Annotated in this window: 18 protein-coding genes and 1 tRNA gene; 12 read left to right on the forward strand and 7 right to left on the reverse strand. The window is 65.3% G+C overall.

Annotated features, from left to right (window positions below):
* Position 1: 1 nt before the first annotated feature.
* The 3 genes from AC0L20_RS09340 to AC0L20_RS09350 all read right to left on the reverse strand — a co-directional run bounded on the left by AC0L20_RS09340 (position 2) and on the right by AC0L20_RS09350 (position 949).
* Positions 2–238, reverse strand: coding sequence for a GIY-YIG nuclease family protein (locus AC0L20_RS09340; protein ID WP_456766989.1), 237 nt, complete (start codon positions 236–238; stop codon positions 2–4).
* A gap of 158 nt (positions 239–396) precedes the next feature.
* Positions 397–472 (reverse strand) — tRNA-Ala (locus AC0L20_RS09345).
* Positions 473–538: 66 nt separating this feature from the next.
* On the reverse strand, positions 539–949 hold the full coding sequence (locus AC0L20_RS09350) for a TIGR02300 family protein (RefSeq protein WP_007598417.1): 411 nt from the start codon (positions 947–949) through the stop codon (positions 539–541).
* A 193-nt stretch (positions 950–1,142) separates the two neighbouring features.
* On the opposite strand from AC0L20_RS09350, the gene aroA reads away from it, so the two are divergent.
* The 12 genes from aroA (at position 1,143) to AC0L20_RS09410 (ending at position 13,327) form a co-directional block, all read left to right on the forward strand.
* Positions 1,143–2,459, forward strand: a complete 1,317-nt coding sequence (aroA, locus tag AC0L20_RS09355; RefSeq protein WP_473288515.1) for a 3-phosphoshikimate 1-carboxyvinyltransferase — start codon at positions 1,143–1,145, stop codon at positions 2,457–2,459.
* The gene (gene cmk, locus AC0L20_RS09360) at positions 2,456–3,094 is read left to right on the forward strand and encodes a (d)CMP kinase (protein ID WP_027514724.1); all 639 of its coding nucleotides are present in this window, start codon (positions 2,456–2,458) and stop codon (positions 3,092–3,094) included. The genes aroA and cmk overlap by 4 nt, the downstream gene beginning before the upstream one ends.
* Positions 3,095–3,360: 266 nt before the next feature.
* A complete protein-coding gene (gene rpsA, locus AC0L20_RS09365; RefSeq protein ID WP_027566167.1) occupies positions 3,361–5,067 on the forward strand; it encodes a 30S ribosomal protein S1 in 1,707 nt (568 codons plus the stop codon).
* A gap of 277 nt (positions 5,068–5,344) precedes the next feature.
* Positions 5,345–6,325: a signal peptide peptidase SppA gene (sppA, locus tag AC0L20_RS09370; protein ID WP_473288280.1), complete on the forward strand. Its 981-nt coding sequence runs from the start codon at positions 5,345–5,347 to the stop codon at positions 6,323–6,325.
* A 172-nt stretch (positions 6,326–6,497) separates the two neighbouring features.
* Positions 6,498–6,803: an integration host factor subunit beta gene (locus tag AC0L20_RS09375; RefSeq protein WP_007598410.1), complete on the forward strand. Its 306-nt coding sequence runs from the start codon at positions 6,498–6,500 to the stop codon at positions 6,801–6,803.
* 70 nt (positions 6,804–6,873) lie between these two features.
* Positions 6,874–7,266: a lipopolysaccharide assembly protein LapA domain-containing protein gene (locus AC0L20_RS09380; RefSeq protein ID WP_473288281.1), complete on the forward strand. Its 393-nt coding sequence runs from the start codon at positions 6,874–6,876 to the stop codon at positions 7,264–7,266.
* An 81-nt stretch (positions 7,267–7,347) separates the two neighbouring features.
* Positions 7,348–8,019, forward strand: a complete 672-nt coding sequence (locus AC0L20_RS09385; RefSeq protein ID WP_473288282.1) for a phosphoribosylanthranilate isomerase — start codon at positions 7,348–7,350, stop codon at positions 8,017–8,019.
* Complete coding sequence (gene trpB / locus AC0L20_RS09390) at positions 8,016–9,233, forward strand: tryptophan synthase subunit beta (RefSeq protein WP_473288283.1); 1,218 nt, start codon at positions 8,016–8,018, stop codon at positions 9,231–9,233. The genes AC0L20_RS09385 and trpB overlap by 4 nt, the downstream gene beginning before the upstream one ends.
* On the forward strand, positions 9,230–10,066 hold the full coding sequence (gene trpA / locus AC0L20_RS09395; protein ID WP_473288284.1) for a tryptophan synthase subunit alpha: 837 nt from the start codon (positions 9,230–9,232) through the stop codon (positions 10,064–10,066). The genes trpB and trpA overlap by 4 nt, the downstream gene beginning before the upstream one ends.
* A gap of 136 nt (positions 10,067–10,202) precedes the next feature.
* Entirely contained in the window at positions 10,203–11,144 is a 942-nt protein-coding gene (accD, locus tag AC0L20_RS09400) for an acetyl-CoA carboxylase, carboxyltransferase subunit beta (RefSeq protein WP_377828630.1), read from the forward strand.
* A complete protein-coding gene (locus AC0L20_RS09405) occupies positions 11,141–12,484 on the forward strand; it encodes a bifunctional folylpolyglutamate synthase/dihydrofolate synthase (RefSeq protein ID WP_473288285.1) in 1,344 nt (447 codons plus the stop codon). Before accD ends, AC0L20_RS09405 begins: the two co-directional genes overlap by 4 nt.
* A gap of 102 nt (positions 12,485–12,586) precedes the next feature.
* Positions 12,587–13,327: a metallophosphoesterase family protein gene (locus AC0L20_RS09410; protein WP_473288286.1), complete on the forward strand. Its 741-nt coding sequence runs from the start codon at positions 12,587–12,589 to the stop codon at positions 13,325–13,327.
* A gap of 99 nt (positions 13,328–13,426) precedes the next feature.
* Here AC0L20_RS09410 and AC0L20_RS09415 read toward each other — a convergent pair whose 3' ends face one another.
* From AC0L20_RS09415 to addB, 4 genes are all read right to left on the reverse strand, one after another.
* Positions 13,427–14,446: an ATP-dependent DNA ligase gene (locus AC0L20_RS09415; RefSeq protein ID WP_473288287.1), complete on the reverse strand. Its 1,020-nt coding sequence runs from the start codon at positions 14,444–14,446 to the stop codon at positions 13,427–13,429.
* Positions 14,447–14,584: 138 nt separating this feature from the next.
* On the reverse strand, positions 14,585–14,905 hold the full coding sequence (trxA, locus tag AC0L20_RS09420) for a thioredoxin (RefSeq protein WP_007598398.1): 321 nt from the start codon (positions 14,903–14,905) through the stop codon (positions 14,585–14,587).
* 63 nt (positions 14,906–14,968) lie between these two features.
* Positions 14,969–18,478: a double-strand break repair helicase AddA gene (addA, locus tag AC0L20_RS09425; RefSeq protein WP_473288288.1), complete on the reverse strand. Its 3,510-nt coding sequence runs from the start codon at positions 18,476–18,478 to the stop codon at positions 14,969–14,971.
* Complete coding sequence (gene addB / locus AC0L20_RS09430; RefSeq protein ID WP_473288289.1) at positions 18,472–21,618, reverse strand: double-strand break repair protein AddB; 3,147 nt, start codon at positions 21,616–21,618, stop codon at positions 18,472–18,474. The genes addA and addB overlap by 7 nt, the downstream gene beginning before the upstream one ends.
* Between the last annotated feature and the right edge of the window lie 24 nt (positions 21,619–21,642).

The raw sequence follows: 21,642 nt of genomic DNA on the forward strand, positions 1-21,642 counted from the left end.
GTTAGAGCCGTTTCTTGGCGAAGGCGCGACCGGACGCTGACTTCAGATACTTCTCGAATGCTACGGCTTGCTTCTCGTTGCTGAACGCAACGTAAGTCTTGAGACGCCAAGGCCCGTATTTCGAGGTGTGGGGCACCTCGCCAGCATTGTGCTTTGTCAGTCGGGCGCGCAGATCGTCGGTAATCCCGACGTAGAAGTGGAGCGAGTTGAGGCTTTCAAGGATGTAGACGTACTTCACAGCACACTCCCCAGTTGTCGAGGGAGAGCTTACATCCACTTCTGATCTGCTGAAGCCCGGCTTTGCCCTTCGGGCTACGCCGCGGCAGCCTTCGCTAGCTTCGCTACGATGGAGCGGAGCTGGCTTGCCGAGCCGTAGCTGGCGAAGCCAGCGAAGGCTGGTGGAGCCAGGCGGGATCGAACCGCCGACCTCTTGCATGCCATGCAAGCGCTCTCCCAGCTGAGCTATGGCCCCTTAACCGTCCGACGCGCCTTGGGCGACGCGTCGGGAAAGACCCAGAACCACAGTTCTGGAATTATCTCAAGTCTCTTCGTCACCGCCGACATCACCAATGATGTCGGTGACGTCCTCATCGCCTTCTTCGTCATCGGCGATAAAGGTCGAATCATCGTCGTCATCGTCCTCGATGGTCTCATCGACTTCGATGTCGTCCTCGGATTCGGGCACGACGGCCTTGACCTTGCCGGTGTTCTCCTCGGCATCGGCTTCCTCGAGCGAGACCTCCTCGACCTCCGCCGGCTCCGGTGTGGCGTCGGCGGCAGCGGCTGCGTGGCGAGCTTCGGCGCCGCGGGGCGCACGAGCCGGCGCGATGGGCGCGATCGGCACGACTTCACCGGTATAGGGCGAGATCACCGGATTCTTGTTGAGGTCATAGAACTTTTTGCCCGTGGTCGGGCAAATACGTTTAGTTCCGAGTTCGGACTTGGCCACGGCAGAGGAATCCTGGAAATGTCTGAAAAGCGGTGCTTCACTTGGCTAGTTGGCGGCCCGCTGTCAATAGCGCATTGCGGGAGAACGACATGCCCGTGACGGCGGGGGGACCATGTGGTACCTGCCCCGCGAGCCCCGCAGGGACATTTCGGGCCTATCCAAGGACACAAACTTGACCGATTCCGACAAGCCGATGCCGCTCCAGTCGCGCGCCAGCGGTCCCCTGACCGGGAAAGTACGGGTGCCCGGAGACAAGTCGATCTCCCACCGTGCCCTCATCCTCGGCGCGCTCGCGGTCGGAGAGACGCGGATTTCGGGCCTCCTGGAAGGCGAGGACGTCCTTAACACCGCCAAATCCATGCAGGCGCTCGGCGCCAGGCTCGAGCGCACCGGAGATTTCGCCTGGAAGGTGAACGGCGTGGGTGTCGCGGGCTTCGCGGAGCCCAAGGCACCGCTGTATTTTGGCAACTCCGGCACCGGCTGCCGGCTCGTCATGGGCGCCGTCGCGGGCTGCCCGATCTCTGCGATTTTCGACGGCGATGCCTCGCTGCGGACCCGGCCGATGCGCCGGATTCTGGACCCGCTGGAAAAGATGGGTGCGAAGGTCGTCGCCGGCGGCGAGGGCGGCCGTCTGCCGCTGACCGTCCAGGGTGCGCGCGATCCGCTGCCGATCACCTACAAGACGCCTGTCGCCTCGGCCCAGATCAAATCCGCCGTGCTGCTCGCGGGCCTGGCCGCGCCGGGCACCACCACCGTGATCGAGACTGAGGCCAGTCGCGACCACACCGAGCTGATGCTCAAGCATTTCGGCGCCGAGATCAGCTCGGTGCGGGAAGGTCAGCACGGCCGCCGTATCACGCTCGTAGGGCAGCCTGAGCTGCATGGCGCCAATGTCGTCGTGCCCGCCGATCCCTCATCGGCGGCGTTCCCCATCGTTGCTGCGCTGATCGTCGAAGGCTCCGACCTCGTCCTGTCCGATGTCATGACCAATCCGCTGCGCACCGGTCTTTTCACCACGCTGCGCGAAATGGGTGCCTCGATCGAGGAAAGTGAAGTTCGCGGCGACGCCGGCGAGCCGATGGCGAAGCTGCGCGTACGCGCCTCGAAATTGCGCGGTGTCGAAGTGCCGCCGGAGCGCGCACCGTCGATGATCGACGAATATCTGGTGCTGGCGGTAGCGGCCGCCTTTGCCGAGGGCACGACCATCATGCGCGGCCTCCAGGAACTGCGCGTCAAGGAATCCGACCGTCTCGAAGCCACTGCCGCCATGCTCCGCGTCAACGGCGTCAAGGTCGAGGTCTCCGGCGACGATTTGATCGTCGAAGGCCGCGGCCACGTTCCCGGCGGCGGCGTTGTGGCCACCCACATGGACCATCGCATCGCGATGTCCGCGCTGGTGATGGGCTGCGCGTCGGACCAGCCGGTGACCGTCGACGACACCGCCTTCATCGCCACCAGTTTTCCGGATTTCATCCCGATGATGCGTTCGCTTGGGGCCGATTTTTCATGATCATCGCCATCGACGGGCCCGCGGCGTCGGGCAAGGGCACGCTCGGCAAGCGTCTTGCCCACCATTACGGCTACCGTCATCTTGATACCGGCGTGATCTATCGCGCGGTGGCCTATTCCCTGATGCAGTCCGGTCATGATCTCCGGGACGAGGCGGCGGCGGTCGCTGCGGCGCTGGAACTCGATCCCGAGAAGTTCGGCAATCCCGCCCTGAAGACCCAGAAGGCCGGCGAGGGCGCCTCCATTGTCTCGGCGATCCCAAGGGTGCGCGAGGCTCTGGTCAGCTTTCAGCGGCAATTCGCCGCCGATCCGCCCGGCGCCGTGCTCGACGGTCGGGATATTGGAACGGTGATCTGCCCCCATGCCGACGTGAAGATCTTCGTCGTGGCCGACCCCAAGGTCCGCGCCCGCCGCCGGACCATGGAAGCCAAGGCGCGGGGCGAGGAGGCCGACGAGGCGGCCGTGCTCGCCGACATCATCCAGCGCGACGAACGCGACAAGAACCGGGCGATCGCCCCCCTGAAGCCCGCCGCGGATGCTTACTTGCTAGATAACTCCCAACTGGATATAGAAGGCGGCGTCCGGGCCGCCATCGACATTATCGAGGCCGTCCGAGCGGGCCGGTCGCGGGGTTAAGCCGCTGCCGTCATTGGAGGAAGCGCCCGCTCCCGCTCTTTGAGGTCGATACTCTCGGTCCCTGCTTGGGGCCGACGCGATCCAGGTTCCGGACAAAAGATTTCCACGTATCGAATGCGCGGGCCTCAGCCGGCCCGCTTCCGCTGTTCCGCCTCCAGGTCGGAACAGCGAGCGGTCGCTCGAAGGTTCTGCGGACCTTCCGACACTGCGCGTACGATGCGCCCAAGAACCCAACGGCCGGCACGACATCCGCAACTGGAGAACAAATGGCTTCGACTTCTGCTGATACCTATAGCCCGTCGCGCGACGATTTCGCCGCGATGCTCGACGAGTCCTTCGCAGGCGGCAACCTGCAGGAAAGCTCAGTCATCAAGGGCAAGGTTGTTGCAATCGAAAAGGACATGGCCGTCATCGACGTCGGCCTGAAGACCGAGGGCCGCGTTGCCCTGCGCGAATTTTCCGGCCCCGGCCGTGACAGCGAGCTCAAGGTCGGCGACGAGGTGGAAGTGTTTCTCGATCGGATCGAGAACGCCCTCGGCGAAGCCGTGCTGTCGCGCGATAAGGCGCGCCGCGAAGAGAGCTGGGGCAAGCTCGAGAAGGCCTTCCAGAACAACGAGAAGGTCAACGGCGTCATCTTCAACCAGGTCAAGGGCGGCTTCACCGTCGACCTCGACGGTGCCGTGGCCTTCCTGCCGCGTTCGCAGGTCGACATCCGTCCGATCCGCGACGTTGCGCCGCTGATGAACAACTCGCAGCCGTTCCAGATCCTCAAGATGGACCGTCGCCGCGGCAACATCGTCGTGTCGCGCCGCACGGTTCTCGAAGAGACCCGCGCCGAGCAGCGTCAGGAGCTGGTGCAGAACCTCGAAGAGGGTCAGGTCATCGACGGCGTGGTCAAGAACATCACCGATTACGGTGCGTTCGTTGATCTCGGCGGCATCGACGGTCTGCTCCACGTCACCGATATCGCGTGGCGCCGCGTCAACCATCCGACCGAGGTGCTCTCGATCGGCCAGACCGTGAAGGTCAAGATCATCAAGATCAACCACGAGACGCACCGCATCTCGCTGGGCATGAAGCAGCTGTTGGACGATCCGTGGCAGGGCATCGAAGCCAAGTACCCGCTGGGTGCCCGCTTCACCGGTCGCGTCACCAACATCACCGACTACGGCGCGTTCGTCGAACTCGAGCCGGGCATCGAAGGCCTGATCCACGTCTCCGAGATGTCGTGGACCAAGAAGAACATGCACCCCGGCAAGATCGTTTCGACCTCGCAGGAAGTCGAAGTGCAGGTGCTGGAAGTCGATTCCGTCAAGCGCCGCATCTCGCTCGGCCTCAAGCAGACCATGCGCAACCCGTGGGAGGTCTTCGTCGAAGGTCACCCGACCGGTTCGACGGTCGAGGGCGAAGTCAAGAACAAGACCGAGTTCGGTCTGTTCCTGGGCCTCGAGGGCGACGTCGACGGCATGGTCCATCTCTCCGACCTCGACTGGAAGCAGCCGGGCGAGCAGGTGATCGACAACTACAAGAAGGGCGACATGGTGAAGGCCGTGGTGCTCGATGTGGACGTCGAGAAGGAGCGCATTTCTCTTGGAATCAAGCAGCTCGAAGGCGACCCCTTCGCCGAGCCGGGCGATGTCAAGAAGGGCGCGGTCGTGACCTGCGAAGTGATCGAAGTGAAGGAGAGCGGCATCGAGGTGAAGATCACCGGTACCGACTTCACCACTTTCGTGAAGCGCTCGGAGCTCGCCCGTGACCGCAACGATCAGCGCGCAGAACGTTTCGCCGTCGGCGAGAAGGTCGATGCTCGCGTGATCCAGTTCGACAAGAAGGCCCGCAAGGTCCAGGTGTCGATCAAGGCGCTCGAAGTCGCCGAAGAGAAGGAAGCCATCGCGCAGTACGGCTCCTCCGATTCGGGGGCGACGCTCGGCGACATCCTCGGCACCGCGCTCAAGAACCGCGACACCAAGTAAGCGAAACGCAGGTTTCGCTGCATCAAAGCCCCGGCGCAAGCCGGGGCTTTTTTGTTGTTGAGGCCGTAGCCCGGATGGAGCGAAAGCGAAATCCGGGATTCGTGCGGCCGGCGGGATTCTCCCGGATTGCGCTCCGCTCCATCCGGGCTACGGACTCCATCCGGGCTGCGCCAGGCCTTGTTTTCTTCTAATTGCGCCGCAATTGATGTATCCAGATAAGCCAATGCTGATGCTGCGACGGCACAACGCGCTCGGCCTTTCATTTGGAGATATTGAGATGTCGCTCGATTCGGACATCATCGTCGATCGCCGCAGGATCCGCCGTAAGCTGACGTTCTGGCGCGTATTGGCCGCGCTGATCGCGATCGCGGCGATCGCAGGCTTCGCGCTGGTCGCGACGCCGGGTGCGCGCGGCACGTTCGCGTCCGCCGGCTCGATCGCGCGGGTCCAGATCGACGGCCTGATCCGCAGCGATTCCGATCGCACGCAGGCGCTGGAGCGGCTGGAGAATTCGCAGGCTGCCGCCGTCATCGTTCACGTCAACTCGCCGGGCGGCACCACCGCCGGCTCCGAGCAGCTCTATGATTCGCTTATGAGTCTGAAGGCAAAGAAGCCGCTCGTTGTGGTCGTCGAAGGCCTCGCCGCCTCCGGCGGCTACATCACCGCGATCGCGAGCGATCACATCATCGCCCAGCAGAGCTCGCTGGTCGGCTCGATCGGCGTGCTGTTCCAATTTCCGAACGTCTCGGAGCTGTTGAAGACCGTCGGCGTCAAGGTCGAGGAGGTAAAATCCACGCCGCTGAAGGCCGCGCCCAACGGTTTCGAGCCGACCAGCCCCGAGGCACGGGCAGCGCTCGATGCGCTGGTGAAGGATTCCTATGCCTGGTTCAAGGGATTGGTGAAGGAACGGCGTGGCATGGATGACACGCAGCTCGAGAAAGTGGTTGATGGCCGTGTCTTCACCGGACGCCAGGCCATCGATCTCAAGCTGATCGATCAGATCGGCGACGAGAAGACCGCGGTGACCTGGCTGGTCGAGCAGAAGGGCGTCAAGAAGGGGCTCTCCGTGCGCGATTACAAGCTGCAGCCGCGCTTCAGCGATCTGCCGTTCCTCAAGGCGGCGGCCGCAGTGACGCTGGAAGCACTGGGTTTAGGCTCGATTGCGCATCAAATCGCGCAAACCGGCGTCGTGCAGGCGGTCGATCGGCTCGGAATGGATGGGATGCTGGCTTTGTGGCAGCCGGCGGCGTCGAACTGACCGGAACCGGGCGAGCCCCAGAGGTTTTTCCCGTTCGGCGCGTGCAGGGCCAGCCCGCTTTTTCGGCATTTGTCACGTATTTTCACGACGCTCAACCTTCATTTAGCGTCTTGACAGATCACGGTATTTTCACGGAAATGGTCGTCCGCACGCTCCCGGGTCCTATCTCTCGATGATCAAATCCGAACTTGTTCAGCGTATCGCCGAGCACAACCCGCATCTGTACCAGCGGGATGTCGAGAACATTGTGAATGCGATTCTCGAAGAGATCGTAGCGGCTCTCGCGCGCGGTGACCGCGTCGAGTTGCGCGGCTTCGGTGCCTTCTCGGTCAAGCATCGCCCTGCACGCGCAGGGCGCAATCCGCGCACCGGCGCCCATGTGCCTGTCGATCAGAAGAGCGTTCCGTTCTTCAAGACCGGCAAGGAAATGCGCGAACGGCTGAATCGCGACCACCCGGATCCAGGCGCGCCAGACTGAGGTCCACCTCAGGGTTTCCCGCGGTCGCGAGCGATGCGGCCGCACCTTGATTCAAGGCGAGCGAGCCGAGATGCGAAAATTCCTGACCGCGCTGGTCGTAATTCCGCTGGGCCTGGTCCTGATGGTCTTTGCCGTCGCCAACCGGCATTTCGTCACGGTCTCGTTCGATCCCTTCGTTTCCAACGACCCGTCATTCTCGGTCACGCTGCCGCTGTTCCTGCTCCTGATCGTGGTGGCTGCGCTCGGGGTGGTCGCGGGTGGTTGTGCCGTCTGGTTCGGCCAGCGGCACTGGCGGCGTGCGGCGCGCCGGCATGACGCGGATGCCCGGGCCGCGCGAGGCGAGCTGGCTGATCTGCGGGCCCAGTCTGCCGCAGCAAGGCCCGAGGCCCAGCGCCTCCCCGTTCCCTCCGGTGTGGGGCTTTACGGGCCCGTCGGGCGAGACAAGCAGCGCGCGACGTTGTAGAAGCGGCCGCAACCGAAAAGCCCGTTTTCCGGCCGCGGACCTGCGGCCTCCATTTGCTTTGAGCCCACATCCCTCGAGAACATGTCCCTGCTCGTCAAAATCTGCGGCCTGTCCACGCCCGAGACGCTCGAAACGGCGCTCGAGGCGGGTGCCGACATGGTGGGCTTCGTGTTCTTCCCGCCGTCGCCGCGGCATTTGTCGCTGGAAGCCGGCCGGGAGCTCGGCCGGCAGGTGAAGCGGCGCGCGCTCAAGGTCGCGCTCACCGTCGATGCCGACGATGCGACGCTCGACAACGTCATGGACGCGCTGTCGCCGGACATTTTCCAGCTTCATGGCACGGAAAGCGTGGCCCGGCTGCGCGACATCAGGCAACGGTTCGGTCGTCCAGTGATGAAGGTCGTGCCGGTCGCAACGTCGGCCGATCTCGCCGTGCTGCCCGGTTACGCAGGGGTTGCCGAACGCATCCTGTTCGACGCGCGCGCACCGAAGGACGCAACGCGGCCTGGCGGCCTCGGTGCACCGTTTGATTGGCATCTGCTCGGAAACCTGGAGCTGAAGGTGCCGTATATGGTCTCGGGTGGCCTCAGCGCCGACAACATTGCCGAGGCCGTTCGCGTCACCCGCGCCGGCGGTGTCGATGTCTCCTCCGGTGTCGAGAGCGCCCCGGGCGTGAAGGACTCCGAGATGATCAAGGCCTTCATTCGCGCCGCGCGCGCAAGCCAAGATGCAAGTCAAGAGTTGAGCGTCCGATGAATGTTGTAAAACCAAATTCCTATCGCAGCGGCCCCGACGAGCGCGGCCATTTCGGCATTTTCGGCGGACGCTTCGTTGCCGAAACCCTGATGCCGCTGATCCTCGATCTGGAGAAAGCCTACACCGAGGCCAAGGCCGATCCGGCCTTCCAGGCCGAGATGAACGGCTATCTCAAGAATTATGTCGGCCGGCCCTCGCCGCTCTATTTCGCCGAGCGTCTGACCGAGCATCTGGGCGGCGCGAAAATCTATCTCAAGCGCGAAGAGCTCAACCACACCGGCTCGCACAAGGTGAACAATGTGCTCGGCCAGATCATGCTGGCGCGGCGCATGGGCAAGAAGCGCATCATCGCCGAGACCGGCGCCGGCCAGCACGGTGTTGCCACCGCGACGCTGTGCGCGCGTTTCGGGCTCGAATGCATCGTCTATATGGGCGCCGTCGACGTCGAGCGGCAGCAGCCCAACGTCATCCGCATGGAGATGCTGGGCGCGACGGTGATTCCGGTGCAGTCGGGCACGCGCACGCTGAAGGACGCCATGAACGAGGCGCTGCGCGACTGGGTCACCAACGTGCACAACACGTTCTACTGCATCGGGACGGTCGCGGGTCCGCATCCCTATCCGACGCTGGTGCGCGACTTCCAGTCGATCATCGGCAACGAGACCAAGGCGCAGATGCAGGAGATCGAAGGCCGGCTGCCGGATTCGCTGGTCGCCTGCATTGGCGGCGGCTCCAACGCGATGGGGCTGTTTCATCCGTTCCTCGACGATTCCTCGGTCGAGATCTTCGGCGTCGAAGCTGCGGGCCATGGGCTGACACAACTGCATGCGGCGTCGATCGCCGGCGGCCGTCCCGGCGTGCTGCACGGCAACCGCACTTATCTGCTGATGGATGCGGACGGCCAGATCCAGGACGCGCATTCGATCTCCGCGGGGCTCGATTATCCCGGCATCGGCCCCGAGCACTCCTGGCTGCACGAGATCGGCCGCGTGAACTATCTCTCCGCGACCGACGACGAGGCCCTCGCAGCGTTCCAGTTGCTGTCAAAGCTGGAAGGTATCATCCCCGCGCTCGAGCCGGCACATGCCATCGCCAAGGTGATGGAGCTCGCGCCGAAGCGGACGAAGGATCACCTGATGGTCGTCAACCTCTCCGGCCGCGGCGACAAGGACGTCCCGCAGGTCGGCGACATCCTGAGGGGCAAGAGCAAGTGACCACGCGTATCGACACCCGTTTCGCCGAGCTGAAAAAACAGGGCCGCGCGGCCTTCGTCACCTATGTGATGGCCGGCGATCCCGATCCGGCGACGTCGCTCGAGATCGTCAAGGCGCTCTCGAAATCAGGCGCGGACGTCATCGAACTCGGCATTCCCTTCACCGATCCGATGGCGGACGGTCCGTCGATCCAAGCCGCCGGGCTCCGCGCGCTCAAGGTCGGCATGACACTGAAGAAGACGCTCGATTTGGTGCGCGGCTTCCGCAAGGACGACAACGTCACGCCGCTGGTGCTGATGGGCTATTACAATCCGATCTACATTTACGGCGTCGACAAGTTTTTGGCTGATGCCAAATCGGCCGGCGTTGACGGTCTGATTATCGTCGATTTGCCGCCAGAGGAAGACGAGGAGCTCTGCATTCCCGCGCTGAAGGCGGGCCTGAATTTCATTCGCCTCGCGACCCCGACCACCGACGACAAGCGCCTGCCCGCGGTGCTCGCGAACACATCAGGCTTTGTCTATTACGTCTCTATCGCCGGCATCACCGGTGCGGCAGCGGCGGACGCGAATGCCGTCGGTGAAGCTGTCGCGCGCATCAAGCGGCATACCAAGCTGCCGATCTGCGTTGGTTTTGGCATCCGCACACCGGAGGCGGCACGCGCCATTGCCGAGAAGGCCGATGGTTCGGTGGTCGGCACCGCGCTGGTCGACGCCCTCAAGAACAGCCTCGATGCGGACGGGCGCGCCACCGGCAAAACCGTCAACGCCGTCGCCGAGCTGACGGCGGCCCTGGCCCAGGGCGTCAAAGGCGCGCAACAGGCCGCGGAATAGGCCATAATTCCGCTGCCAAGTCCGACGAGCAAGTCCGACGAGCAAGGCGGACGATCCGGCGGCTTGCCGGGCCGGGTCCCGGCCGCCATATATCCTTCAGGTGGTCCCCAGGCGGGATCGCACATCGGAGCAAACCATGAACTGGCTTACCAATGTGGTCCGGCCGAAGATCCGCAACATGCTGCGGCGGGAGACGCCGGAGAATCTGTGGATCAAGTGCCCGGATTCCGGACAGCTCGTGTTCTACAAGGACGTCGAGGCCAACCAGTTCGTTATCCCCGGCTCGAACTATCATATGCGCATGAATGCGGTGGCGCGTCTGAAGTCGATTTTCGACAACGAGACCTGGTACGACGTCGCGCTGCCCGACGTCACGCCCGATCCGCTCAAGTTCCGTGACGAGAAGAAGTACGTCGATCGCATCAAGGATGCGCGCGCACGAACCAACCTCAACGATGCGATCAAGGTCGGCTACGGCAAGCTCGAAGGTGCCGCCGTCGTTGTCGCCGTGCAGGATTTCGACTTCATGGGCGGCTCGCTCGGCATGGCCGCGGGCGAAGCCATCGTGCGCGGGCTCGAGCTCGCGGTCGAGAAGAAGTCACCCTTCATCGTATTCGCCGCCTCAGGTGGCGCGCGCATGCAGGAAGGCATCCTGTCCCTGATGCAGATGCCGCGCACCACGGTCGCGGTGCAGATGCTGCGTGAAGCGAAACAGCCCTACATCGTCGTGCTGACCAACCCGACCACCGGCGGCGTCACCGCATCTTATGCGATGCTCGGTGACGTGCAGATCGCCGAGCCCGGTGCGCTGATCGGCTTTGCCGGCGCGCGCGTGATCGAGCAGACCATTCGCGAAAAACTCCCGGAGGGGTTTCAGCGCGCTGAATACCTCAAGGAGCACGGCATGATCGACATGGTCGTGCACCGCCACGAATTGCGCCCGACGCTGGCGCGGCTCTGCCGCCTGTTGACCAGGGCGCCGGCGCTGGAGAGCGCATCGAAACCGGTGCAGCCGGTCGTGAGCCCGGCGCAGATCGTATCGGCTCCCGAGACGGCGCCGGCCGCGCCGCACGCGTGAACGCTTCCTCTGACAGCGCAAAGCCGCCGCTCGACGAATTGATCGGGCGGCTGTCGGCCCTGCATCAGAAACGCATCGATCTCGGGTTGGAGCGGATGCACCGCCTGCTCGATCGGCTCGGTCATCCCGAGCGCAAGCTGCCGCCGGTGATCCATATCGCCGGCACCAACGGCAAGGGTTCGACGCTCGCTTATCTGCGCGCGACGCTGGAGGCCGCCGGCCTGCGCGTCCACGCCTACACGTCGCCCTATCTCGTTCGCATCAACGAATGCTTCCGGCTCGGCCGCGTCGGGGGCGGCGTGCTCGTCAGCGACGACGAGTTGCGCGCGGCGCTGGAACAGGTCGAGCGTGTCAATGCCGGCGAGCCGGCCACCGTGTTCGAGCTCAAGACGGCGGCGGCGTTTCACCTGTTCGCGCAGAACCCGGCCGATGTGGTTCTGCTGGAAGTCGGCCTTGGTGGCCGGCTTGATTCAACCAACGTCATCGACGCGCCGGCAGCCTGCGTGATCACGCCTGTCAGCATGGACCACATGGATTTCCTGGGCGACACCTTGACGTCGATCGCGGGCGAAAAGGCCGCGATCATCAAGCGTGGCGTACCCGTGGTTTGCGCCGAGCAGTCGGGCGAGGCGATGGCCGTGATCGAGGCGCAGGCCAGGCGCATGCGCGCCCCGTTGTTTGCCGCGGGCGAGAGCTGGCACGCCAATGTCGAGCACGGGCGGCTGGTTTATTCCGACGAGCGCGGCCTGATGGATCTCACGGCGCCGCGCCTGTTCGGCCGCCACCAGTTCGACAATGCCGGCCTCGCCATCGCGACGCTGCGGGCCACCAACGCCTTCAAGATCAACCAGGCGGCATTCGAGGCCGGGATCGTCGGTGCGGAATGGCCGGCACGGATGCAGCGCATCGCGTCTGGAGAGCTGCTCGCTTGGGGGCCGCAGGGATCGGAGATCTGGCTCGACGGTGGCCACAACGCCGAAGGCGGCCGCGTCGCGGCGGCCGCGCTCGGCGATCTCGAAGAGCGGGTATCGCGGCCGCTGGTCGTGATCGCGGGCATGATGGCCAACAAGGATGCGCAAGCCTTTCTCGCCAATTTCGCTGGCCTCACCCGTCACATCATCGCGGTGCCGATTCCCGACACCGACAATGCCATGCCGGTCGACCGGCTCACGGATGCCGCCCGCAGCCTCGGCATGCGCGTCGAGCCCGCGCCCGGCGTCGAGGCCGCACTGCGCGCCTTGGCGAAACTCGCCTACGAAGTGCCGCCGCGCATCCTGATCACCGGCTCGCTCTATCTCGCCGGCCACGTGCTCGCCATCAACGGCACGCCTCCTGCATAGAGGTTGGGTAGCCCGGATGGAGCGAAGCGCAATCCGGGCCCGAACCAAAAGCGACAAAGGCCCCGGATTACGCTTCGCTCCATCCGGGCTACAGGAATCTCCATGCGTTTTGCCGTGATTGCCGACGTCCACGGAAATTACCTCGCGCTGGAAGCTGTGCTCGCCGACATCCGCGCGCAGGGCGTCTCCGACATTGTCAATCTCGGCGATATGCTGAGCGGCCCGCTCGATGCGCGCCGCACGATCGAGATTCTGATGAAGCTCGATGCCGTGCACGTGCTCGGCAATCACGACCGCTACCTGCTCGATCGTCCGCCGGAGAAGATGGGCTCGTGGGATCGCCCGGCCCATGCCGCGCTCGATGCCGCGCAACTGGATTGGCTGCGCGCGCAGCCGATGACGCGCGTGTTTCGCGAGCAGGTTTTCATGTGTCATGCGACGCCCGACAATGACGAAGTCTATTGGCTCGAAACCGTGCATCCCGACGGCGGGGTGGCGCTGTCGCCGCTCGACCGCATCGAGCAGTTTGCGCAAGGCATCGCGCAATCGCTGATCCTGTGCGCCCACACCCATCTCGCCCGTGCCGTGCGCCTTCGCGACGGAAGGTTGATCGTCAATCCCGGCAGCGTCGGCGGCCCGGGCTTTCGTGACAAGCATCCGTTCCCGCATGTCGTGGAGGCCGGCACGCCGCACGCGCGCTATGCGATCCTTGAGCTCACCGAGGGTGCCTGGCAGGTCACGTTCCGCCATGTCGTCTACGATCACGAGACGATGGCTGCGCTCGCTCGCCGCAACGGCCAGCCGGAGTTGGCGAACGCGCTGGCGACGGGATGGATCGGATAGTGGTCGGTTCGTAGCCCGGACGGAGCGAAGCGCAATCCGGGAATCGCACCACAAATGACGACCGCCCCGGATTACGCTGCGCTCCATCCGGGCTACCGGCTACAGCTGTTTTAGCAGCTTCATCGGATCCGCCACCTTCTGCTTCAGCTGCTCGAAGCTGCATTGCCGCGGCGCCTTGTCGGGGCGCCAGCGCAGGATCGAGGTGCCGTGGCGAAAGCGGTCGCCGCTGAAATGGTCGTAGCAGACCTCGATCACCAGCTTCGGCTTGAGCGGACACCACTTGGCCGAGCGCTCGGTGGACCAGCGGCTCGGCCCGCCCGGCGCGTTGCCGGTGAAGCCCGGCTCGCCGATCAGCGCCTCCAGTCGATCGGTCAGATCAGGCTTTTCCGTCGCCTTGATCGCCGAGGTGAAGCCGACATGGTGCAGGAGACCTTCGTCATCATACAGTCCGAGCAGCAGCGACCCCACCACCTTGCGGCCGGCGATCTTGTTGGTGGCATAGCGGAAGCCGCCGACCACGCAATCGGCGCTGCGGAATTTCTTGATCTTCTGCATGCCGTCGCGATTTCCGGCCTGGTAGGGCAGGTCGATGCGCTTGGCGATGACGCCGTCCGAGCCGCCTCCGGATTGCGCCAACCATTTCTTCGCAACGGCGTAGCTCGTCGTCGCTGGAGAGAGGCGGAAGATGCTGCCTGTCAGATTGGCTTTGGCAAACGCTTCCAGCGCCGGCCGTCGCTCACTGAGCGGCTGCTCGGCAAGCTGTTTCTCCCTGGCCGTCGCAAGCAGATCGAAGGCGAGATACAGCGCCGGCGTTTCCTGCGAGAGCTTCTTCACACGGCTCGCCGCCGGGTGAATCCGTTGCAGCAGCGCGTCGAAGGAAAACTCCTTGCCGTGTAGCACGACGATCTCGCCGTCCAACGTGAAGCGATCCGCCTTCAGCTTTAGCGCCGCGGCGACGATCTCGGGGAAATAACGCGCGAGGTCTTCGCCGGATTTCGAGCGCAGATCAATGCTGCCGCCGTTGCGCGACAGCAGGCAGCGGAAGCCATCCCATTTCGGCTCGTATTGCCACTCCTTGCCGCGCGGGATCGCGTCGACCGAGCGCGCCTCCATCGCCACGAGGGGGGCCGACTTTCGCGCGCGCTTTGCAGGAGGAGGAGGCAACAGGCGGGACTCATCAAACGCTGGACTGTCCCATCAACGCGAAACGGCCGACTTTCGCCGGCCGTTTCCAAAAATATTCTTGTGCGCGGCGGATCAGACCGCGGAGGTGATCCACTGCTGCAGCTTCGCCTTCGGCGCCGCGCCGACCTGACGGGAGGCCATCTCGCCGCCCTTGAAGATCATCAGGGTCGGGATCGACATCACGCCGTATTTCGACGCCGTCTTCGGGCTCTCGTCGACGTTGAGCTTCACGATCTTGACCTTGTCGCCCATCGCGCCGGCGATCTCGTCGAGCGCGGGTGCGATCATGCGACAGGGGCCGCACCATTCGGCCCAGAAATCGACGACCACGGGGCCGTTTGCCTTGAGCACTTCGGCTTCGAAATCGGTGTCAGAAACCTTACCAACGGCCATGGGAGTACCTCGTACCTGAGAGAAGGGCGCGACGGGAATCGCGCCAGAGATCATGGCGTCAACCTATGAATGGCTCCTTGCCGGGTCAAGGACGCTCACACCGAGATGAAGAGATGCCAGCGCCGCGTCCAGCGCGGGAGCCGAAATCTCCATATATTCAAGGGCCTCGGTCCAGAGCAGGACGGCGCGGACCGGCTTTTGGGGATAAAGCTTCGAAAGCACCGCCCGATATAGCGCCAGCTGCCGGACATAGGCGGCGGGCGCCGCGGCGGCGCTCTTGGGAGCCGCCTGATTGGTCTTGAAATCGACGATCAGGATCTCATCCGGCCGAACGACCAGCCGGTCGATCTGGCCGGACACCAGTGCAGGGGCGTGCCCCGGCCGTTCCAGCCGGCCGACAATCGCGACCTCCGCCCGGCTGCCGGCGGCAAACACCGGCGCAAACCGCGGCTCTGCGATCAAGGCGAGCACCTTGTCGGCCAGCGCGGCGCGGTCAGCCTCCGCCCAGTCCGCGGCATTGCGCGCCATGAAGCCGAGCGCGGCCTCGCGCCGGCGCTCAGTGGCGATGTCGGGGAGCGATTGCAGCAGCCGGTGCACCAGCGTGCCGCGTTGCAGCGCGAGCGCGCGGGAGTGCACTGATTCGCCCGACAGCACGGCGCGGCCGTCCCCGGACGGCTGGCCGGAGGGGCGAACCGGATCATCCTCGATGGTCTCGCGCGGTGCCGGTGTCCGCAGCCAGTCCGGGAGCGCGGTCGCCTGGTCCAACGAGGCCGCGGGCGTGCCCAGCGCCACGACATCCTCCGGTCGGGAGAAGCGCGTCACCTTTCCCAGCGGCGTCTCGATCGTCTCTTTGGCCAGCCCCGAGCCGGCGAGCCCGGTGTCGACCAGATCATACCAGCTCAGCTTGCGGACCGTCTTCATGTTGCCGGGCATGCAGCCGCCGACGATGAGCCGGTCGGCGGCGCGCGTCATCGCGACGTAGAGCAGGCGGCGATATTCGTCCTCGGTCTCCTCGAGCATCGCCTTGCGGGCGTCGGCGACGGGCTTGGGATCGTCCGCCTTGCGTCCGGCCCAGACCACCACCTCGCCGCCATTGCCGCGCGGGACGTGGATCAGCCGCAGCCGCTGCGAATCCGCGGGCGACGATGTGGTGTCGACCATGAACACGACCGAGGCCTCCAGGCCCTTGGCGCCGTGCACGGTCATCACCCGCACCTCGTCGCGCGAGATCTCCATGTCGCGCTTCACCTCGGTATCGGCCGAGCGCAGCCAGGCCATGAAGCCCTGCAGCGAGGCCGGCGCCTTGCGCTCGTAATTCAGCGCCAGCTCCAGGAACTCATCGAGCGCGTCATTGGCCTCATGACCAAGCCGGCGCAGCATGCGCGCGCGTCCGCCGTCGCCCCCGAGCAGCCAGGCGTAAAAGGCGAACGGCGTCTCTTCGCGGGCGCGGGTTTCGCAGGCTTCGAGGCGTCGCAACGCCGCGGTGAATTTTTCGCTTGTCGCGGCATGCTCGCCAAGCGCGCGGCGCAGCGATCCCTTGCGATCATGGGCCAGCTGGAACAGATCGTCGTCGTCGAGCCCGAACAGCGGGCTCTTCAGCGCCACCGCGAGCGCGAGATCGTCCTGCGGCAGCAGCAGCGCGTCCGCAAGATTCATCAGGTCGATGATTCCGATGTGCTCGGTCAGCTTGAGCCGGTCGGCGCCGGCGACCGGAACGTTGGCGTGCTTCAGCGCCTGGATCACCGCGTCGAACGCATTGCCGCGCCGGCGCACCAGGATCAGCATGTCGCCATAACGCAGCGGACGCCGCTCGCCCTCGTGCCCGGTCAGCGTGCCGCTCTCGACCAGCCGCTTGATCTCGGTCTGGATCCGGCGCGCGAGCTTCACCTCGGGGCTGGTGGCGGCGACGCCGTCGAACGGCGCGCGCCAGCCCTCGATCTCCTGCCTGTCGTCGGCTTCCGCAAGGTCCCAGAGCTCGATGACGCTGGGGCCGGCATCGCCGAGTGCATTGTGCAGGGGATGACCGGTCTCGAGCGAATGGATGCTCTTGTAGATCGCGGGCTCGCGGAAGACGTGGTCGACCGAATGCAGGATCGCCGCGCCGGAGCGGAACGAATAGGTGAAGGCGACCGGATCGAATTTCAGTCCGGCCGCCGTGAACTTGCGGTGCAGCTCGCGCCGGCGCGCGTCGAATTCTCGGGGCTGAGCACCCTGAAACGAGAAAATCGACTGCTTCTCGTCGCCGACGGCGAAGACGGTGCGGTTCAGCCCTTCGCGCGCGCCCTCGCCGGCGGTGAATTCCGAGATGATGTGCGCGACGATGTCCCATTGCCGCGGACTGGTGTCCTGGGCTTCATCGATCAGCACGTGATCGACGCCGCGGTCGAGCTTGTAATGCACCCAGCCCGAGGAAACGCGATCCAGCATCGCCAGCGTCTTGTCGATGAGGTCGTCATAGTCGAGCAGCCCGCGCTCCTGCTTCTCGCGGCGGTAGTTTGCGGCCGCCGCCGTCGCGATATGCAGCAGGGCTGCGGTGCGGTCCCGCAGGGTCACCGCACGGCGCTTCTCGACCAACCCACTGACGCGCTGCGCCTCGTTCTCGAACAGGCGGGCGACGGACGGCTTGTGATCGCAGAACTTCTTGGTCAGCACCGCCTTGCGCGGCAGCTTTTCGTCGGTCAGGAAAACGCTAAGATAGGCATCGACCTGCGCGGTGCCGGAAAAGACCTTTGCCTCGCGGAGCCGGCAGGCCTGGTCGTTGTCGGACTTGCTGCCGTCCTCCAGCGCAAAGGCGATGTCGTCCCAGCGCGATCGCGGCAGGAACGGACCGTCGACAATCTCGGTCTCGACGTCCTCGATCCGATCGCTCGCGTCCACGCCCAGCGCGGCCGCCATCTGCGCAGCAGCCAGTTCCGCGCTGCCGGCTTCATCAGTCCAGGCCATGAAATGATCGCGGCTCAGACAGGCCTCGCGCACCACCTCCTTGAAAGTGACGTCGGCGGCGCTCGCCATCGCGGTCAGCAGCGCGCGGCCGGTGACGCTGTCGGGGTCGCGCGCGGCCTCCAGCAGCACCTTCAGATTGGCGCGTTCCATCATGTCGGTCTGGTCGCGCTCGTCGATCACGGCGAAGCGCGCGGGGACGTTGGCCTCGAACGGAAACTGCTGGAGCAGGCGGGTGCACAGCGCGTGGATGGTCTGCACCTTGAGCCCGCCCGGCGTCTCCAGCGCACAGGCGAACAGCTTCCGTGCGTCGCGCCGTAGTTTTGCATTGGGGTGCGGGATGCCGACCGCGCGGATCGCCGCATCGAGTGCGGTGTCGTCGAGCGTCACCCAATGCCCGAGCGTGGTGAACACGCGCTCGGCCATGTTGGCGGCGGCCGCCTTGGTGAAGGTGATGCAGAGGATCTTTTCCGGCGGCACGCCCGCGAGCAGCAGGCGGGTCACGCGCTGCACCAGCACATGCGTCTTGCCCGAGCCCGCATTGGCCGACACGAAGGCCGACGCGGTCGGGTCCGATGCGCGCGCTTGCCTGGCGCGCACCTCATCCGGGATAGGGCGCGGTGCCTTCACCATTCCTCGATTCCCAATCCGCCGGCCGCGGACCATTCCTTGATCCGGGCGAGATCGTCATAGGCGCCGTAGCGGTTGGTCCACATTGGCAGGTTCAGCGAGGTGTAGGGCTGGTTCTCGTCCTCGAAGGCGCGGATCAGCGCCTCGAGCTTGGCCCTGGCCTCGGCAGCCGCGGTGTCCGGCGGCTGTGGCTCATCACCTTGCCTATACCTAAGCTCGAGAATGCGTTCTTCGCCCGGCGGATTGTTGCCGCTCAGGCGAACATAGACGAGCTGGCTCACCGACGCGCCGGCGTCGATTCCGGGAAAACCGCCCTCGCGCAGGATCGCGGCTTCCAGCGTGAGCTGCGGCGACAGGCCCATGCGGACCTGCTTGCCGGTCGGCGGCTGGCCGGTCTTATAGTCAAGGATGGCGTAGCCGCCGCCCTGGCGCCGTTCGATGCGGTCGGCGCGGGCGGAGAGACGGAAGCTGCGCCCATGGTCGAGCGGGATCGAAATCTCGCCGCGAGTTTCCGCGGCGATCGCCTCGATCGCGTCGCGCCGCGCCGTCTCCCATTCGCCGAACCAGCGCGCGATGCGCTGGAACCTCGGCCACCACAGCGCCCGCGCCTCGGGTCGCTCCATCAGCGGCGCGAAGTATTTTTCGCCGATCGCGCGTAGCACGCGTGCGGGATCATCGGGCAGATTCGTGGCGTAGCGCTCCGTGAACTCCCCGAGCGCATCATGGATGGCCGAGCCGCGGTCGGCGGCCGACAGCGGCATGTCGACGGGATCGAGCGCGTCGAGCCGCAAAATGTGTTTTGCGTAGATCGTATAGGGATCGCGCAGCCAGTCCTCGATCCCAGTCACAGACATCCTGAGCGGCCGGGTTGCGCGTGGCGGTCGCGGCTCGGGCTGCTTGATCGGCCTCACCTCGTCGGGCTGGTCCAGCGCGGCTGCGAATTGCACGTATGTCTCGCCCGCGCGAATCGCGGCCTTCCAATGCGCATCGCCCGCGACCGCCTCCAGCCGGTGCAGGAAGCGCGAGGCGACCGCCGGCGCGCCGCCAGCCTTTGCGGAGTGGGTGAGGATGACCTCGTCGCCGCCGAGCAGTTGCGCAAAATCGTGGGCGGAGAGGCCGATACGGCGTTCCGGCAGATCGAGGCCCAGCTGGTGCCGCATCGGCCGGCTCAGCCACGGATCGATGCGCGGCGCCGGCGGCCAGACCCCCTCGATCAGCCCGCCGACGATGATTCGGTCGGCCTGCATCAGGCGTGATTCCAGCGGGCCGTAAATCTGGAGCCGCGCGCCCGGCCTGTCCCGCCGCCGCACCGCGCGATCGCCGAAAGCGGTCTGGAACACGTCTGCGTAGTCGGGCAGCGTGACCATCAATCCGCTGGTGGTGCCGCCGCGCAGGAGATCGTCGAAGGCGCTCGCGAGCGCGAGGCCTTCGCGCTCCTCGAACGCCAGCGAGATGCCCTGCTCGTCGCGCGACAGCTCGATCATGATCTCGCGGTGCCGATGTGCGAGCTCGGCGAAGTCATACGGCTTTGATGACGCAAGACTCTCGATCGGCGCCAAGGCTTGTCGCAAGCCATCGATCAGCGCCTGAATGCGATCGAGGTCTTCCGCCTTGAGACGTGCCCGCGGCTCGGCCTTGTGCAGCGCGGAGACCTCGCTGCGCCACAGCTTTGCCAATTCCTCGCGAAAGCGATTGAACTCGCGCAACAGGCCGGCGGTGCCCGCAGGCGGCCGCGTGCCGCGCAATAAAGCGAGCTCCAGGCTTTCGATCGCCGTCTTCCATGCGCCGGGCGCCCGGCCGAGCCGACACAGCGGATGCTTCAGCATCGCCAGCAGCGTCGGCGGCTCCAATCCCTTGGTCGCCGCCTCCGCTGTCAGCCGCGCAAAGACGCCGGCGGAGGTTTCCATCAGGACGTCGCCGCCGGAATCATCGAATGCGAGATCCCATCGGCTCAGCGCGGCCATCACGCGCCGCGCCAGCGCGCGATCGGGCGTGACAAGCGCAGCGGATTTGTCGAGGTGCCGCGCCTCGCGCATCGCAATGGCGATGGCGAGCGCTTCCATTTCAGGATTGGGAGCTTCGACAACCGCGAGGTTCTTCATGCCGCCGGTGATCTTTAAGGCCACATCCGGCTGCTTCAGCCGGTCGTGCCAGATCTCGGTCTTGGCCGACGGCCGCATCGATTCCGACGCCAGCAGATCACGACCGCCTTCCGCCGGAGGCTTGAGGGTATCGACGTCGCTGCGCTTGATGCCAAAACGATCCAGCAGCGCGTGCATGGCGTATTGCGGATGGTTCGAGACCGGATGCTCCGCGAACTTGCCGAGCGAGTCGCGGACGCCGCCGATGCTGCGCCAGGCATCGTCGTCGAGATCGGTGTCGAGGCCGGGCAGCACCACGGCGCCATGCGGCAGCGAGGCGACTGCGTGGAGAAATCTTGCCGTGGCCGGCATCGAGCCGGTCGAACCGGCCGCGATCACGGGGCCATGGGGATGCGCGGTCAGCCGCTTGGCTTCGGCATCGATCAGAAGGTCGCGGCGGGCAGCTGGCTCGATCCGGTTGATCTCGGCGAGATGACCGGGCCAGGCGATGCGCGCGATGCACAAAAATTCAAGCGAGTGCTGCCAATACCGATCGAGCATATCGGGCACGAGGCCGTCGAGCGCGCTCCAGTCGACGCCGCGCGTGACCATGTCGTCGATCAGCCGCGCGAGATCGGACGCCAGTGCCAGCGTCGAGGCGGGGCCGCCGACGACCAGCGGAGACAGCACCGGGCCCTTAGCCCAGGCCGCGACGAGTTGCGCCAGGGTCAGCCGCCGTTCGAGCTCGCCGAGCCGCGGCGGAATATCGAGCGGCGTTGCGCCGGAAAACTGTTCGCCCTCATCGGCGAAGGCGAGTTCATCCTCGTCGATGTCGCCGAGCGCGACGATGCGCGGCAGCACGACGGCGTCCGCCTTCATCTCGTCGAGGAAGATCTCGCGGACGACACGCATGGCGCGCCGTGTCGGCAGGTACAGCGTGGCATCCGCCAGCCGTGCCGGCTCCTTGCGCGCCTCAAAGCCGTCGACCAGCCGACCGTCGAGCAGGCTCGAGACGACGGTGCGCAGGAACGGAACTGAGATGGGAACGCTGAAAACACGCATGAGCTGCCTGATTCGGGAATCAGG

The sequence above is a fragment of the Bradyrhizobium sp. Kon58 genome (genome assembly GCF_055807455.1).

Bases quoted from the DNA above. Each gene is read 5' to 3' on its own strand.
- sppA (WP_473288280.1), top strand. From the start codon at position 5,345: ATGTCGCTCGATTCGGACATCATCGTCGATCGCCGCAGGATCCGCCGT.
- addA (WP_473288288.1), bottom strand. From the start codon at position 18,478: ATGGTGAAGGCACCGCGCCCTATCCCGGATGAGGTGCGCGCCAGGCAA.
- aroA (WP_473288515.1), top strand. From the start codon at position 1,143: ATGCCGCTCCAGTCGCGCGCCAGCGGTCCCCTGACCGGGAAAGTACGG.
- AC0L20_RS09380 (WP_473288281.1), top strand. From the start codon at position 6,874: ATGCGAAAATTCCTGACCGCGCTGGTCGTAATTCCGCTGGGCCTGGTC.
- cmk (WP_027514724.1), top strand. From the start codon at position 2,456: ATGATCATCGCCATCGACGGGCCCGCGGCGTCGGGCAAGGGCACGCTC.
- trxA (WP_007598398.1), bottom strand. From the start codon at position 14,905: ATGGCCGTTGGTAAGGTTTCTGACACCGATTTCGAAGCCGAAGTGCTC.
- AC0L20_RS09375 (WP_007598410.1), top strand. From the start codon at position 6,498: ATGATCAAATCCGAACTTGTTCAGCGTATCGCCGAGCACAACCCGCAT.
- accD (WP_377828630.1), top strand. From the start codon at position 10,203: ATGAACTGGCTTACCAATGTGGTCCGGCCGAAGATCCGCAACATGCTG.
- AC0L20_RS09385 (WP_473288282.1), top strand. From the start codon at position 7,348: ATGTCCCTGCTCGTCAAAATCTGCGGCCTGTCCACGCCCGAGACGCTC.
- AC0L20_RS09410 (WP_473288286.1), top strand. From the start codon at position 12,587: ATGCGTTTTGCCGTGATTGCCGACGTCCACGGAAATTACCTCGCGCTG.
- addB (WP_473288289.1), bottom strand. From the start codon at position 21,618: ATGCGTGTTTTCAGCGTTCCCATCTCAGTTCCGTTCCTGCGCACCGTC.
- rpsA (WP_027566167.1), top strand. From the start codon at position 3,361: ATGGCTTCGACTTCTGCTGATACCTATAGCCCGTCGCGCGACGATTTC.
- trpB (WP_473288283.1), top strand. From the start codon at position 8,016: ATGAATGTTGTAAAACCAAATTCCTATCGCAGCGGCCCCGACGAGCGC.